Origin of the sequence: Streptomyces mauvecolor, assembly GCF_039532965.1 — a bacterium.
GTDB classification, from domain to species: domain Bacteria; phylum Actinomycetota; class Actinomycetes; order Streptomycetales; family Streptomycetaceae; genus Streptomyces; species Streptomyces violascens.
Genome location: NZ_BAAASQ010000009.1, coordinates 120,054 through 134,071, shown reverse-complemented (window position 1 = coordinate 134,071; position 14,018 = coordinate 120,054). Strand labels below are relative to the sequence as shown.

14 protein-coding genes and 1 pseudogene are annotated in these 14,018 nt (G+C 70.0%); 11 read left to right on the top strand and 4 right to left on the bottom strand.

Annotated features, from left to right (window positions below; all coding sequences use genetic code 11):
* The first annotated feature begins 59 nt into the window (after window positions 1-59).
* The 5 genes and pseudogenes from ABD346_RS12985 (at window position 60) to ABD346_RS12965 (ending at window position 4,050) form a co-directional block, all read left to right on the top strand.
* Entirely contained in the window at window positions 60-776 is a 717-nt protein-coding gene (locus ABD346_RS12985) for a GAF and ANTAR domain-containing protein (protein WP_344374628.1), read from the top strand.
* Window positions 777-840: 64 nt separating this feature from the next.
* Window positions 841-2,310: a PP2C family protein-serine/threonine phosphatase gene (locus ABD346_RS12980; protein ID WP_344374626.1), complete on the top strand. Its 1,470-nt coding sequence runs from the start codon at window positions 841-843 to the stop codon at window positions 2,308-2,310.
* 433 nt (window positions 2,311-2,743) lie between these two features.
* Window positions 2,744-2,983 (top strand): annotated as a pseudogene (locus ABD346_RS12975) (PRC-barrel domain containing protein); the annotation flags it as partial.
* Between the two features lie 249 nt (window positions 2,984-3,232).
* The gene (locus ABD346_RS12970) at window positions 3,233-3,811 is read left to right on the top strand and encodes a DUF5994 family protein (protein ID WP_344374624.1); all 579 of its coding nucleotides are present in this window, start codon (window positions 3,233-3,235) and stop codon (window positions 3,809-3,811) included.
* 5 nt (window positions 3,812-3,816) lie between these two features.
* Window positions 3,817-4,050: a hypothetical protein gene (locus ABD346_RS12965; protein WP_344374623.1), complete on the top strand. Its 234-nt coding sequence runs from the start codon at window positions 3,817-3,819 to the stop codon at window positions 4,048-4,050.
* Window positions 4,051-4,155: 105 nt separating this feature from the next.
* Here the strand turns inward: ABD346_RS12965 and ABD346_RS12960 are convergent, their stop codons facing one another.
* Together ABD346_RS12960 and ABD346_RS12955 are read right to left on the bottom strand one after the other, a co-directional pair.
* On the bottom strand, window positions 4,156-4,614 hold the full coding sequence (locus ABD346_RS12960; RefSeq protein ID WP_344374621.1) for a hypothetical protein: 459 nt from the start codon (window positions 4,612-4,614) through the stop codon (window positions 4,156-4,158).
* A gap of 187 nt (window positions 4,615-4,801) precedes the next feature.
* A complete protein-coding gene (locus tag ABD346_RS12955; protein ID WP_344374620.1) occupies window positions 4,802-5,233 on the bottom strand; it encodes a hypothetical protein in 432 nt (143 codons plus the stop codon).
* 454 nt (window positions 5,234-5,687) lie between these two features.
* Here ABD346_RS12955 and ABD346_RS12950 point away from each other — a divergent pair, with 454 nt between their 5' ends.
* Both ABD346_RS12950 and ABD346_RS12945 read left to right on the top strand, forming a co-directional pair.
* A complete protein-coding gene (locus ABD346_RS12950) occupies window positions 5,688-6,020 on the top strand; it encodes an STAS domain-containing protein (protein ID WP_344374618.1) in 333 nt (110 codons plus the stop codon).
* A 458-nt stretch (window positions 6,021-6,478) separates the two neighbouring features.
* Window positions 6,479-6,835 (top strand): hypothetical protein, encoded by a 357-nt coding sequence (locus tag ABD346_RS12945; protein WP_344374617.1) that lies wholly within the window; start codon window positions 6,479-6,481, stop codon window positions 6,833-6,835.
* A gap of 175 nt (window positions 6,836-7,010) precedes the next feature.
* Here the strand turns inward: ABD346_RS12945 and arsM are convergent, their stop codons facing one another.
* Entirely contained in the window at window positions 7,011-7,844 is an 834-nt protein-coding gene (gene arsM / locus ABD346_RS12940; protein ID WP_344374615.1) for an arsenite methyltransferase, read from the bottom strand.
* A 102-nt stretch (window positions 7,845-7,946) separates the two neighbouring features.
* On the opposite strand from arsM, the gene ABD346_RS12935 reads away from it, so the two are divergent.
* From ABD346_RS12935 to ABD346_RS12920, 4 genes are all read left to right on the top strand, one after another.
* On the top strand, window positions 7,947-8,333 hold the full coding sequence (locus ABD346_RS12935; RefSeq protein ID WP_344374614.1) for an ArsR/SmtB family transcription factor: 387 nt from the start codon (window positions 7,947-7,949) through the stop codon (window positions 8,331-8,333).
* Window positions 8,330-9,433: an ACR3 family arsenite efflux transporter gene (arsB, locus tag ABD346_RS12930; protein WP_344374612.1), complete on the top strand. Its 1,104-nt coding sequence runs from the start codon at window positions 8,330-8,332 to the stop codon at window positions 9,431-9,433. The genes ABD346_RS12935 and arsB overlap by 4 nt, the downstream gene beginning before the upstream one ends.
* A complete protein-coding gene (locus tag ABD346_RS12925) occupies window positions 9,426-9,833 on the top strand; it encodes an arsenate reductase ArsC (RefSeq protein ID WP_381230073.1) in 408 nt (135 codons plus the stop codon). Before arsB ends, ABD346_RS12925 begins: the two co-directional genes overlap by 8 nt.
* Window positions 9,834-10,729: 896 nt before the next feature.
* Complete coding sequence (locus tag ABD346_RS12920) at window positions 10,730-11,377, top strand: class I SAM-dependent methyltransferase (RefSeq protein WP_344375129.1); 648 nt, start codon at window positions 10,730-10,732, stop codon at window positions 11,375-11,377.
* A 24-nt stretch (window positions 11,378-11,401) separates the two neighbouring features.
* Here the strand turns inward: ABD346_RS12920 and ABD346_RS12915 are convergent, their stop codons facing one another.
* Window positions 11,402-13,942: a DUF4118 domain-containing protein gene (locus ABD346_RS12915; RefSeq protein WP_344374611.1), complete on the bottom strand. Its 2,541-nt coding sequence runs from the start codon at window positions 13,940-13,942 to the stop codon at window positions 11,402-11,404.
* Window positions 13,943-14,018 lie beyond the last annotated feature (76 nt).

Sequence of the window (14,018 nt, the reverse complement as noted above, 5' to 3'; positions counted from 1 at the left end):
AATTGCGCACGTTTCCCGGCCCGTTCGGGCGCAGCCGACCTCCATCAAGGGTGTAGCCGATGAATGAGCGACTCCTGGCCAAGACCTTCGTCGAGCTGGCGGACAACCTGGTCGCCGACTTCGACCTGATCGACTTCCTGCGCCTGCTCACCGACCGCTGCGTCGGGATGCTCGGCGCGAGCGCCGCAGGCGTCCTGCTCGCGGACCGCGACGGCGAACTCCGCGTCATGGCCGCCTCCGACGAACAAGTACGCCTCCTCGAACTCTTCCAGCTCCAGAACGACGAAGGCCCCTGCCTGGACTGCTACCGCACGGGAACACCAGTGGCCGTCCCCGACCTGCGTACGGAGACAGACCACTGGCCGCGCTTCACCACGCAGGCCGGGCTCCACGGGTTCGGGGCGGTCCAGGCCCTCCCCATGCGCCTGCGCGACGAAGTCGTCGGCGCCCTCAACCTCTTCCACACCGACCCCGGCCCCTTCGACCCGGGCAGCACCTCCATCGCCCAGGCCCTGGCCGACGTCGCCACCATCAGCCTCCTCCAACAACGCTCCACCCATCGCAGCACCGTCCTCAACGAACAACTCCAGACCGCCCTCAACAGCCGCATCCTGATCGAACAGGCCAAGGGCAAACTCGCCGAACGCCACGGCACCGACATGGAACAGGCCTTCACCGCCCTCCGCGGCTACGCCCGCGCCCACAACCGACGCCTGTCCGACATCGCCCGCGCTTTCGTCGACGACTCCGAACCCCTGGTCGGATTGGGGGTCTGACCGTCCCCGCCAGCCGTCCATGGGCGAAGGTCCGCTGCACGAAAGCAGAGGGGGTGCCGACCCGGTGGAAGCCGAAGGAACACCACGGCCCGAGGAATTACCGGACCCGACGCGCACGGGGCTTCCGCCGGAGCAGGAGGCCCGGCGCATCGAAGCCGTACGCCGCTACGACATCCTGGACACCCCGCCCGACGGGGCGTTCGACCGGATCGCCGCCCTGGCCGCCCGCCTCTTCGACGCCCCGGTGGCGACGGTGACGATCGTCGACGCCGACCGGGTCTGGTTCAAAGCCGCTTACGGACTGGAGGGAGTCACCCAGACCGGCCGGGATCCAGGGCTGTGCACCTCGGCGATCCTCACCGACGAGCCCCTGGTCATTCCCGACACCCTCCACGATGCGGCCGCCCGTGCCAACGCCCTGGTCACCGGCCCGATGCGGGTGCGCTTCTACGCCGCCGCGCCCATCACCACCCGCGACGGGCACCGACTGGGAACCGTCGACGTGCTGGACACCCGGCCGCGCCGGATCGCGCCCGACCAGACCGCTGCCCTGACCGATCTGGCCGCGCTGGTCATGGACCAGCTCGAACTGCGGCTCTCCGCACTGCGCATGCTGCGCGTGGAGCGGGAACTGGTGGACGTCGAGCACGCCGCGCGGGAGCGGGCCGAGCGGGACCGGACGGAGATCGCCTCGTACGCCGCCACCCTGCAGAGCACCCTGCTGCCGCCCACCCTGCCGCGCGTGCCGGGACTTGAGGCGGCCTCGCACTACGCCACCGCGTCCGTGTCCGACATCGGCGGGGACTTCTACGACGTGTTCCCCCTGGGCCGCGACCAGTGGGCGTTCTTCCTCGGCGACGTGAGCGGCCGGGGCGCCCGGGCCGCCGAGCTCACCTCACTGATCCGCTACACCCTGCGCTCCACCGCACTCCTTGAGCCCGACCCCTGCCAGGTACTGCGAGCGCTGAACTCCGCCCTGCTGTCGCACCCCACTGCCGACAGCCGCTTCTGCACCCTGGTCTTCGGCACCCTGGCGCCCGACCCCGCCAACGGCTTCACCATCACCCTGGCGGGCGGCGGCCACCCGTCCGCCTTCCACCTCCAGCCGGCCCGGCGCGACGGGCCTGCCCGCGCGGCCTCCCGGGCGGCGCGGGTGGACCTCACCGGGGGCATGCTCATCGGCGTTCTTCCCGGCGTGTTCATCGCCTCCCGTACGCTCCGGCTCCTGCCGGGTGAGGCGCTCCTGCTCTACAGCGACGGGCTCATAGCCTCGCGCAGCTCCCACGGCGCACGGTTCGACGAGATCGGGCTCGCCGCCCACCTCACCCATCACGCCGCCGCCAACACGGCACTCGGCGCCGCCGCGATCATCGACGACCTGACCTCGCTCCTGGCAACCTTCCCCGTCGGCCCCGCGGACGACGTGGCCCTCCTCGCCCTCAGCGCCGCCCCCGCCACGCCCGGCCGGACACCGGCCGGCGCCTCGGGCACGACCCGCACCAGCACGCCCCTGGAGGGAGAGGACACCGGTTGAGCATGCCGTGGCCGGGCGCGGCCTGCTCTGATGGCCGCCGTCAGAGCGAGGACGAGCGGTGAACGGGCGACGCCGGGGGCTGTGTCTCCAACCCTCCGGCGCCTTCGTCCCCGGGCATGCCTGCCGGACACCGGGCGAGTAGCCCGGACCTCGAACTTCACACTCCGGCACAGCAGTTGTTCCCACACCCGGTCGCGTCCCGGTCCGGAGAACGGCACCCAGGACTGTGCCGCCGAACAGACACCCCGGATCCCGGCTCCTCCCTGACCAGTGGCCGCGACGCCCGCCAGGGACGGGGCTTCCGTCCGATGTCCGGCGCATCCCGCGGAGGGGGACCGGCCGAGCGCCGTACCAGGAACTTCAGGTTACGGACCGACCTTCCGTTCCCTCCTCTCCCACGTGCCCCCGCGCCAGGGACGTCGGCAGGCACTGCATCGGCACGATGGAAGCGGTCTATGCGGACACCAGCACCGACGACCCGGCCACGGCCACCGTCCGGATGGCCTGCCCACCTGGCACCGCCTTGTCTTCGTCCCCCTGGACGGCGCGACGGTCGGGCCTGGCCAGATCAAGATCGCCTACGGCAAGGCGCTGACAAAGGGCGGCCACCTCGATCGGCATGGACGACGTCCTGCCCACCGAACAGAGGGAAGCGGTCTTCCAGCAGTACGGCCCACCCTCGCCTACGTCACCGATCAGCGCGCCAACTCGGTCTCGGAGATCAACACACGCACCAACACGGTTTCATCCCGATGACGAACCGAACCTCGCTGCCCCAGCCAGTCCTTTGGCCCTTGCCTGGGAGTACGCTGGAGATACCGAGAGCACTTCGCACGCCGGCCACAGCGTCGGCCTCGTTCTCGGCGAGCAATAACCCCCGGGCCGCTGTCCACGAACGGCGACCCGGAGACGGGTTCGCGCCATGTCCGCGACCACTGACCTCCTTCTGGCGCAGCGCGATCCCGGCGCAGCTCCGAACGTGCGCCTTGCGCTCAAGCCCGCGAGCGCCTCCCGTGGACTCCTGGACGGGGCCTGGTGGCCACGCTCCCGTGATCTGCTGCGTGAACTTCCCGCGCTGATCGACGTACTCGACCCCCTGTGGGGCCGGATCACCCGCATCGCCGTGAACCCTGAGCACTGGCCCGTCATCCCCCGCAGGATCCCCGTCACCGGACACCTGGTGAAGGCCGGCTGGTTCAAGACGGAGCAAGACCCGCACAAACTCCTGGTGCTGTCCTACGGAGTCGGCCGCTGGGACCTCCTCGTCATCCCGCCGCAGACCAGCGCCGCCGCGGCCGCCCGGCTGATGGCCGCCGCGAGCGACCCCGCGGGCCTGGCCCTGACCGCGAGCGCGCTCATCGCGGGCGACGAAGCCCTACACGGCGCCTCAGCAGCCGACCGACTGCAGGACTTCGAAGAAGTATGGGAGCACGAGGGCGGTACCTCCTCGGCCTACGCCGCCGTTCCGACCCGCCCCGACCGCCTCCTGGTGGGGATGTGACCGCCATGACCACGGCCCTGACCATCGTCATCACGCTGCTCCTGATCGCGGGAGCGGCACGCATGATCCACCTGCTCAACGCACAGCACTCCGAGAGGATCGCGCTGCACCACTACAGCCGCTTCCACCCCGGTGGTCGAGGCACCCGCAGCGGTCCTGCACGACCGGTCCCCGGCCAGGGTGAGGAGCCGCGGACGGCTCCGCCCGCGTGGCCGCGTCACCAGGAGCACGGCCGTTGATCCGTGCCCCGTCCCCAAAACCCGCCAGGACCCGTAGTCGTCTTCCCTGCGCGTCCGATGAGCACGATCGGTGAACTGGGTGTGTTCCTCAGTACCCGCCGTGGGTCATCTCGGCTCAGGGGCTGTGGGGTTCCACCGCTCGTACTGGCCGGTGAGGCGTGCCACCTGGAGGCAGGCGGAGGCCAGGCCCGGGGCCAGGATCCGCCAGTTCTCGGCCGTGACGCCCTCGGTGGCGCCGGTACCCCAGATCCCCGCCAGCAGCCGGGCCGAGCTCTCCCGGTCGCCCTCGCTCAGCTGGGTGCCCTCAGCACCAGCTGCCGCATCGACCGCGCCCCGAGCCAGTTCGCGCAGTTCCGGGGTCAAGATGGCCTGTAAATCCTGGGTCAGACCGCCAAGAACTGCGGTGAACACCAGCAGCATCCGCCGCGACTGGGCGGGGTGCCGCTCGAAGTCCGCGCACGCCTGGTCGACGAAGTCGGAGATCATGTTGAGACGCTGGGCCAGCAGATCTGCGGGGTAGACGCTGCTGTCCTCTGACGTGTGGCTGCGAGCCTGGTCCGGCATGGGGGTCCTCCGCCCCTACGGTGCGCCGAGGACCGGCGCGGCCCCGGTCTGGCGACCGGCTGACATGGTGCCTGCCCCACCCACGACACGGAACCTTCCGGGCTGTGGTGAGACCACGGGCGGACAACGGCCATCACTACCGGGAAGGTGCCGGAATCCGCTGCTTCTCCTTCCCTCCCTGCTCACCCTAGGACTCGGAGCCGGGCGCGGGCTGCCCCTGAAACAGCGGGATCTGAAAGCTGAGCGTGATCCCACCATGCTCGTTGTGATGGATGTCCACCTGGTCGGCGAGGACGGACAACAGGTGGGCGATCCGCTTCCGCTCCATCGCGTGGTCACCGTGGTCGAGACCGTCCGGCCCGCCACTGACCGACCGAGCGAAGTCCCTGTCCGTTACCGTCACTTGGCACGACATCCCCCGCACACTGAGCAGCACCCGGAAGAACGGGGACCGGCTGTGCATGGCGACGTAGCCGCCGGCGGCCTGCACGTTGTGCCGCATCGCCCCCGCGGTCGACGATCCGACCCCCAGCGCCAGCACCGCGGCACCCGCCAGCCGCCCAGCGAGCAGCACACTGATCTGCTCACGGGGCAGTGTCAGCGCCCACGAGAAGTCCACGGCCCCTCACCGCGCCTCCCTCCGCACCGAACCGAGGTGCGTGACTCCCAGCATGCCTCAGCCCCCACCACCCCGGAAGCCGGTCGGCACGAAGCGCCAGATGTGGCGCAAACCATTTCCCCGCTGTGCTCAGGGGCTCAGACCCACGCGATCCCTCCAGGGTGCGCGGGCTCCTGGTGACTTCGGTCAGGAACCATCAATCCTGGAAGGGCGGTCCGGGCCGTGCGGCCCCGGCGGGATCCATCGCCGTCGCTTGAGCGAACTGCGGCCGGACACGGCGCTCAAGTCCGATCCGCGCGCCCTCGCAGTCACGGGAGCCCCGGCAACAGGGGGGCGCCCGACCGAGCCCGGCAGGGACGGCGACAGGGGAGACACGGCGCCTGGTCGGGCCAACTGTTCGGGCAGGGCATCAGCACGGTGGGACGGCACCGCGTTGAGGATTCCAGCACACGGCATGAGGAGGCGTGGATGCCTCACCCCTCGTCAGAACCGCTGCAAGTCGACGTCGCTGCGGGCCTCGGCCCTGCTCTGGAGAGCGCAGCTCTCCTCCGGGCTGCGCTTGCCACCCCTGCTGCACCGCCGAGTGTCGTTGGATCTGGCCGAGGTCGGCTTCATCGACTCCTCCGGGATCAACGCGCTGCTCGTCCATCTTCGTCACTGCCAGCTGGTCGGCGGCGGCATGACCGTGCCCCACACGCCCTCGCTCGTTCGAAGGGCACTGAAGGTGGCCGGAGTTGACGACATCCTCACCCGGCCTCAGAAGCCGCGGGAACGCAACGCCCCCTAATCAGGGCCGATTGCACGGCCGAAAGCCATGTGGCAAGGCTCCCGAGCCGGGGCATCCGACCCAATGTGCTGACAGAGGGGTGCAGCCCACTCACCATGGGTGCCCAGAGAGGCGGCTGGAGACTGCTCTCCCCGACCCGGTCGGCACAGGCCGGCTGGAGCCGCAGCACCGACTCGGCGGCTCCAGCCCATGCCCGTCCCGGATTCAGGACAGGGATTCCCGCATCCCCGCTATCGGGCGGGCTCCTCGCGCGAGGAACGCTGGGGGGAGCTCACCGTTCCTCATGCGGAGCGGCCACCGCCTCTCAGGTGGGGTGGCGGCCGTCCCCGAGCTCTCGCGCTCAGCATCCCACCCCGGCACCCGACGCGGGCAGAGTTCGCCAGGCCAAGTCTCAGGACGGCTGCGGGTTCGTGTCCGGCGGCTTCACGGGGCCGTGCACGGGGCGCACACTCAGTGTCGTGTTCCAGCGGATTGTTGTGGCCTTCGACGACTCGCCCAGCGCCCATCGCGGGGCCAGAAGCGTCACCGTGACCCCGGCAAGCGAGCACGGGCGGGCGCAGCAGCGCCGGGAAACCGTCGCCCAGACCTTCCGCGGCCTCGTCACAGCGCCCAACTATGCGGATCGCGCCCGCCGTTTTGGTTACGCTGGGTTCCACAGGCAGCCCACGGGCGGCGCTGAGGTGCAACAGCAACGGCACTCCATCGAGGCACGGTACGTCGGCATCTCTGGGGAGAATCTGGGGAGTTTTCGCACCGCTGGGGAGCGCGTGGGGAGAATCAGCTACATAGAACCACACGAAGCCGAAAGCCCCTGAAAGTCCCTCCTGCGCAGGTCAGGTGTGCGCGAGGGACAAACCCCCTGGTCAGCGACTTCGTATTCAAGCGGCGGGACTGGCTGTAGGGACGGGCACGTCGCCTTTGATCATCATCGAAGTCTGTCCCGACCAGAACGAGGTCGGGACCTGCCTCGTTCCGCGCCCCTCTCGGGCGTCAGCAACCGCTTCCGCCGCAGCAGGATTCGGCCTCGGCTTCAGCAGTGGGGGCCTGCGGAAGCTCGTCGCCGTCAGTGAGGGGCTTGGTGGCGCGCACGATTGCGGAGTGCATGCCGTCGGCGACGGCATGGGTCGGGGTGAGTTCAATGTCCGTGAATCCCGCCGTCGTCAGCCCCTCGCGGTACTCGGCGAAGGACAACGCACCCGCGATGCAGCCGACATGGTCGCCGCGCTCGGCACGCTGGGCGGAGGTGAGGGCGTCGTCGGCGACGACGTCCGAGATGCCGATGCGACCACCGGGTGCCAGAACGCGGAACATCTCGGCGAACACGGCGGGCTTGTCCGTGGACAGGTTGATCACACAGTTGGAGATGACGACGTCGATCGTGTTCGCGGGCAGCGGGATGGCCTCGATGGTGCCCTTGAGGAACTCGACGTTCACGGCCCCGGCCTTCTTCTGGTTGGCCAGCGCCAGGGCGAGCATCTCCTCGGTCATGTCCAAGCCGTACGCCCTGCCCGTTCGGCCGACGCGGCGGGCGGACAGCAGGACGTCGATGCCGCCGCCGGAGCCGAGGTCGAGGACGCGCTCGCCTTCATGGAGGTCAGCGACCGCGGTGGGGTTGCCGCAGCCGAGCGAGGCGGCAACGGCCGCGGCCGGCAGGGCGTCGCGCTCGTGGGCCGCATAGAGGCCGGATCCGAAGTTCTCGTCGATCGTGACGGCCTGCGGTCCGCAGCAGGCGGTGCGGCCCTCGGTGACCTGGACAGCGGCGGCCGCATAGCGCCGGCGGACGGTCTCGCGCAGGTCAGGCAGGTCAGTGGCCTGGTCGCTCATGGCGTTCACTCCTCGATGACGGGCTCGGGGCCCGGATCAGGTTGTTTCGATGAACCTCGATTCAAGCTTGCGCTCTGGATCGAAGTTCGTCAACATAGAGATATGTCGAAACAAGAGCTTGTGGTGCTCGGCCGGGCGGACACGGACGCATGCTGTCCTGGGCTGCTGACCGCCCCTCTGGACGAGGACCAGGCCGTCGAGCTGGCCAAGGTCTTCAAGGCCCTGGGCGATCCGGTCCGGCTGCGTCTGCTGTCGATGATCGCCTCACGCGAGGGCGGCGAGATCTGCGTCTGCGACCTCACCCCCGCCTTCGACCTCTCCCAGCCGACGATCTCCCACCACCTCAAGCTCCTGCGGCAGGCCGGGCTCATCGACTGCGAGCGGCGCGGTACCTGGGTCTACTACTGGCTGCTGCCCGAGACGACCGACAAGCTCGCCGGGATTCTCACCCGCCCCGGACAGCCCGTCCCCGTGGAGACGCGGTCATGAGCAGCATCCCCGCACCGGCGACCGGGCGTCTCTCGTTCGTGGACCGCAACCTGGCGGTGTGGATCCTGCTCGCCATGGGCGTCGGCCTCGGGCTGGGCCGCGTCGTACCGGGCCTGGGAGACGCCCTCGCCAAGGTGACGGTCGTCAGCGTCTCGCTGCCGATCGCGCTCGGCCTGCTCGTGATGATGTACCCGGTCCTCGCGAAGGTCCGCTACGACCGGCTCGGCACCGTCACCCGCGACCGCCGCCTGCTCATCCCCTCGCTGGTCCTGAACTGGGTGCTCGGACCGGCGCTCATGTTCGCCCTGGCCTGGATCTTCCTGCCGGACCTGCCCGAGTACCGCACTGGGCTGATCATCGTCGGCCTGGCCCGCTGCATCGCCATGGTCATCATCTGGAACGACCTGGCCTGCGGCGACCGCGAGGCCGCCGCCGTCCTTGTCGCCCTCAACTCCGTCTTCCAGGTACTGGCGTTCAGCCTGCTCGGCTGGTTCTATCTGTCCGTCCTGCCCGGCTGGCTCGGCCTGGAGCAGACCGCTCTCGACGTGTCGGTGTGGGAGATCGCCCGCAGTGTTCTGATCTTCCTCGGGATCCCGCTCCTTGCCGGGTACCTGACCCGACGCCTCGGCGAGCGAGTGAAGGGCCGCAGCTGGTACGAGACTCGACTGGTCCCGCGTATCGGGCCGTTCGCCCTGTACGGACTGCTGTTCACCATCGTCATCCTCTTCGCCCTCCAGGGCGACGCCATCACCTCCCAGCCCTTCGACGTCGCCCGCATCGCGCTGCCGCTGCTCGTGTACTTCGCCGTCATGTGGGCCGGATCCATGGCCCTGGGCAAGGCAGTGGGTCTCGACTACCCGCGCGCCACCACACTGGCCTTCACCGCCGCGGGCAACAACTTCGAGCTCGCCATCGCGGTCGCCATCGCCACCTTCGGTGCCACCAGCGGCCAGGCCCTGGCCGGGGTCGTCGGCCCCCTCATCGAGGTGCCGGTCCTCATCGGCCTGGTCCACGTCGCCCTCGCCTCCCGCCGCTACTTCTCCCAACCGACCACAGTCGCCGCACCGGCCATCGCAGAGGAGGGCTCCGCCCGTGTCTGAGACCAAGCCCTCCGTGCTGTTCGTCTGCGTCCACAACGCCGGCCGCTCCCAGATGGCCGCCGCGTGGCTGACCCACCTGGCCGGGGACCGCGTAGAGGTCCGCTCGGCCGGGTCCAACCCCGGCGCCGCCGTGAACCCGGCCGCCGTCGCGGCGATGGCCGAGGTCGGCATCGACATCTCTGCCGAGACTCCGAAGATCCTCACCATCGACGCCGTACGCGAGTCGGACGTCTGCATCACCATGGGCTGCGGAGACACCTGCCCCGTCTTCCCCGGCAAGCGCTACCTCGACTGGCAGCTGGAGGACCCTGCCGGGCACGGCATCGACGCCGTCCGGCCCATCCGCGACGCGATCGAGTCCCTGGTCCGGGGCCTGCTCGCCGAGGTCGCCCCCACGTAGTCATGGCCCTTTCCTCGGCTTCCGGGAGCGACTCCGACGCCGCCCGGCCCTCGGGCCCGTGAACATGTGCGGGAAGAGGGCAGGAGGGCATCTGCCTGACCGGCAGCTCGCGGACCGGGAGTCGGAGGAAGGCCGGATCACCCAGCAGCCGGCTTACGCCGCCCCCAGTCTCGGCGGGCGGGCGACTGGGCCGCGGCCACGCGCCCCCATTCCCGCCGCGCCCAACGCACCTTCGTCCACCGCATCCCCACCATCACCTCGCTGTCAGCGCTCAACTCGGCGTAGCCGGATGCAGGCGTGAGCAAGTTCTGGCTGCCCGAAGCGAATTTGGGGAGAATGCGGGGGAATTGCGCGGCGCCAGGAGGGCGTGGGGGCGGCCAGGCCCTCACGGCAACAAGCGAATACCACGGGGGCGGAACATGCGACGCAAAGGCCGTGTCTTTGATCAGTTCGAACCGGCAGCCCGCAGCACCCTCGCGTTCCTGACGGATGAACTCGGCTACGACAGGCCCTTGCTGTCGACGGAGCTCCTGCGCACGCTGACCTACGCCCGCGGACAGCAGAAGATCAAGGTGCACTACTACCTCAGGGGGCACGGCCTTTTCACCGACGTGACAACTGTCTTCCAGGGAATCGAGTACTTGGCGTCGCTGTCGGATCTCGTCTTCGCGGCCGGTCTGGGACATCGCAATGCGGTGACCGTGTCTGCCAACAACCTTCGCATGATGGATAAATCGCTGGAATCACAGGCCCATTACCTGCGCCTGCTGGCTCCCACCCTGCAAGATCCGGCCGACGCGGCTGAACTCATGCGCACGGCAGGGGCCAAACAGAGAGCTGTGGGAGGGGAGCTTCCGGGCGCGGGCCGGGCACACCCGCTGTGGCAAGGTCGTGCCATGCCTTTCGATCACAACGACCACTATCACCCGCTGCTGTTGCGCCAGATGCCGCCCAACTGCCGTACCGCATTAGACGTTGGCTGTGGGACCGGACGGTTCGCGTGGCGGCTCGCCCGGCTCGGTGTCGAGGTCGATGCGATCGATCCTTCGGAGGAGGTCGTCGCCGAGGCACGCGCGCCGGCCGCAGGGTCGACACCCGGCGAGCGCGCCCCGCGCTTCCGGTGCGCGGACGTCACCGAAGTCCGACTGCCCAAAGCGCACTACGACTTCATCTCCTGCCTCGCCAGCCTTCACCACATGCCGTTCGGCACCGTCGCCGCGCTGCGGGACGCGCTCGCGCCCGGCGGTGTTCTCGTCGTCCTGGGCTGCTATCCGGAGCGGACCCGGCTCGACTGGGCGTGGAGCCTGGCGGCCGTGCCGGTCAACGCCGTTGTCAGGCTGGCCGTGTTCGTGCGGGACAGGCTCGGATCCGCTGTCACCGGACGCACCCCGGCGCGGGCGCCGGTCGCCCAGCCCACCATGCCTCTGCTCCAGATCCGCCGGGAGGCGGCGGCGCTGCTGCCCGGGTGCCGCATACGCAGGCTCCTCTTCTGGCGCTACCTGCTCGTCTTCCGCAACGGCGGCGATGGCGGGCAGGCCCTCTGACCCCGGCCCCGAGCGGCGCACGCCTCACGTGTCCTCGGACGCCGCAGCCCGCTGAGTCGGCACATACCCCAGCGCCGGCCGCAGCGTGAGCACCATCGTCATGCCCCCGCCCGGGGTGTCCTCCGCCGCCAGCGTGCCTCCCATCGCCTCGGCGAAGCCACGGGCCACCGCCAGGCCGAGGCCCACCCCGGCGCCCCGCGGGGCGTCCCCGTAGCGTTGGAACGGGGCGAAGATGCGGTCCTTCGCGGCGTCCGGGACGCCGGGGCCCTGGTCCACCACGCGGACCTCGACCCGGTCGGCGATCGTGCTGGCCGAGACGAGGACGCGCTCGCCCTCGGGGCTGTACTTCACCGCGTTCTCCACGATGTTGGCCATCGCCCGCTCCAGGAGGCCCGGGTCCGCGCTGACCATCGGGAGATCCTCGGGGATGTCCAGTACGACACTGTCCTCGGGTACGCCGCCCAGGGCCATCGGCACGACCTCGTCGAGGTCCGTCTCGCGTATCAGCGGGGTGACCGTGCCGGTCTGGAGGCGGGACATGTCGAGCAGGTTGCCCACCAGGTGATCGAGGCGGTCCGCGCCCGCCTCGATCCCTTCGAGCAGTTCGGCCTCGTCCGCCTCGGACCACTCCACGTCGTCCGAGCGCAGCGATGTGACGGATGCCTTGATCGAGGCCAAGGGGGTGCGCAGGTCGTGGCTCACCGCGGCGAGCAGCGCCGTACGGATGCGGTCGCCCTCCGCGTACAGCCTTGCCTGGTCGGCTTCTTCCTTCAGGCGGCGACGGTCCAGCACCACCGCTGCCTGTGCCGCGAACGCGCCCAGGACCCGGCGGTCTTCCGCAGGCAGTACGCGGCCCGACAACGCCAGCGCCATGTGGTCGCCCACCGGCATGTCCACGTCCGCGTCCTCGGGGCGCTCCACCGGCCGGGGGCCCACGCTCGCCGAGCACGTCCACGGAGCGACCTCGCTCGTACGCTCGAGGAGCGCCACCGATTCCATCGCGAACGTCTCGCGGACCCGCTCCAACAACGCGTCCAGACTCGTCTCGCCGCGCAGCACGCTGCCCGCCAGGAAGGACAGGATCTCCGACTCGGCGCGCAGCCGGGCCGCTTGATGGGTGCGGCGGGCCGCCAGGTCCACCACGGACGCCACCGACACCGCCACCGAGACGAAGATGACCATGGCGACGATGTTGTTGGGGTCGCTTATCGTCAGGCGGTGGACCGGCGGGCTGAAGTAGTAGTTCAGGAGCAGCGAGCCGACCGCCGCCGATGCCAGCGACGGGAGCAGGCCGCCCAGCAGCGCCGCGGCCACCGTCAACGACAGGTACAGCAGCATCTCGTTGGCGAGGCCGAGGTCGGAGTCGATGTTGGTCAGGAGCAGGGTGAGCAGTATCGGGCCGGCCACCGCCGCCGCCCAGCCCCACATCGAGCGGGCCCGGCCCAGGCGGGCGCCGCGTGCCACCGGGAGGCCCCGGCCCTTGGCGGCCTCCTCGTGGGTGACGATGTGGACGTCGAGGTCGGGGCCCGAGTCGCGGGCCACGATCGCGCCCACACCGGGGCCGAACACGTACTGCCATGTGCTGCGACGGCTGGTGCCCAGGACGATCTGCGTCGCGTTGACGGCCCGCGCGAAGTCGAGCAGGGCAGGGGGAACGTCGTCTCCCACCACGTGGTGGAAGCTGCCTCCGACGTCCTCGACCAGGGTGCGCTGGACCGCCAGTTCCCTGGGGGAGGCGGAGGCCAGTCCGTCGCCCCTCGCCACGTACACCGCAAGCACCTCGCCGCCGGCGCCCTTCTCGGCGAGGCGGGCGGCGCGGCGGATGAGGGTGCGGCCCTCGGGTCCGCCGGTCAGGCCGACGACGATGCGCTCGCGCGAGCCCCAGATCTTGGAGACGCTGTGCTCGCTGCGGTACTCCTGGAGGTATTCGTCGACCCGGTCCGCCACCCACAGCAGCGCCAACTCCCGCAGCGCCGTGAGGTTTCCGAGCCGGAAGAAGTTGGAGCGGGCCGCATCCACCTTGTCGGGCTTGTAGATGTTGCCGTGCGCCATGCGGCGGCGCAGCGCCTGCGGCGACATGTCGACGAGTTCGACCTGGTCGGCCCGGCGCACCACCTCATCGGGTACGGTCTCGCGCTGGCGCACTCCCGTTATCGACTCGACGACATCGCCCAGGGATTCCAGGTGCTGGATGTTGACGGTGGACACGACATCGATGCCCGCGTCGAGCAGCTCCTCGACGTCCTGCCAGCGCTTGACGTTGCGCGAGCCGGGAATGTTGGTGTGCGCCAGCTCGTCCACGAGGGCCACGGCGGGCCGACGCTCCAGGACCGCGTCCACGTCCATCTCGGTGAACTGCGAGCCGCGGTAGGCGAGTTCGCGCCGGGGAAGCTGTTCGAGGCCGTGCAGCATCACCTCCGTACGCGGCCTGCCGTGGTGCTCGACCAGCGCGACGACGCAGTCCGTGCCGCGCTCCACCCGCCGGTGCGCCTCGGACAGCATCGCGTAGGTCTTGCCGACTCCCGGCGCCGCGCCGAGGTAGATCCGAAGCTTGCCGCGTGCCATGGTTCCGATCTCCGGGTACGAGGTGCTCGGGGGTTACGACGTCCGCGTACGGCATCCGCTACGGGCCCGGGCGAGG

Excerpts from the sequence above, each read along its gene's own strand:
- ABD346_RS12985 (WP_344374628.1), top strand. The coding sequence starts at position 60 with ATGAATGAGCGACTCCTGGCCAAGACCTTCGTCGAGCTGGCGGACAAC.
- ABD346_RS12970 (WP_344374624.1), top strand. The coding sequence starts at position 3,233 with ATGTCCGCGACCACTGACCTCCTTCTGGCGCAGCGCGATCCCGGCGCA.
- ABD346_RS12965 (WP_344374623.1), top strand. The coding sequence starts at position 3,817 with ATGACCACGGCCCTGACCATCGTCATCACGCTGCTCCTGATCGCGGGA.
- ABD346_RS12960 (WP_344374621.1), bottom strand. The coding sequence starts at position 4,614 with ATGCCGGACCAGGCTCGCAGCCACACGTCAGAGGACAGCAGCGTCTAC.
- ABD346_RS12950 (WP_344374618.1), top strand. The coding sequence starts at position 5,688 with ATGAGGAGGCGTGGATGCCTCACCCCTCGTCAGAACCGCTGCAAGTCG.
- arsM (WP_344374615.1), bottom strand. The coding sequence starts at position 7,844 with ATGAGCGACCAGGCCACTGACCTGCCTGACCTGCGCGAGACCGTCCGC.
- ABD346_RS12935 (WP_344374614.1), top strand. The coding sequence starts at position 7,947 with ATGTCGAAACAAGAGCTTGTGGTGCTCGGCCGGGCGGACACGGACGCA.
- arsB (WP_344374612.1), top strand. The coding sequence starts at position 8,330 with ATGAGCAGCATCCCCGCACCGGCGACCGGGCGTCTCTCGTTCGTGGAC.
- ABD346_RS12920 (WP_344375129.1), top strand. The coding sequence starts at position 10,730 with ATGCCTTTCGATCACAACGACCACTATCACCCGCTGCTGTTGCGCCAG.
- ABD346_RS12915 (WP_344374611.1), bottom strand. The coding sequence starts at position 13,942 with ATGGCACGCGGCAAGCTTCGGATCTACCTCGGCGCGGCGCCGGGAGTC.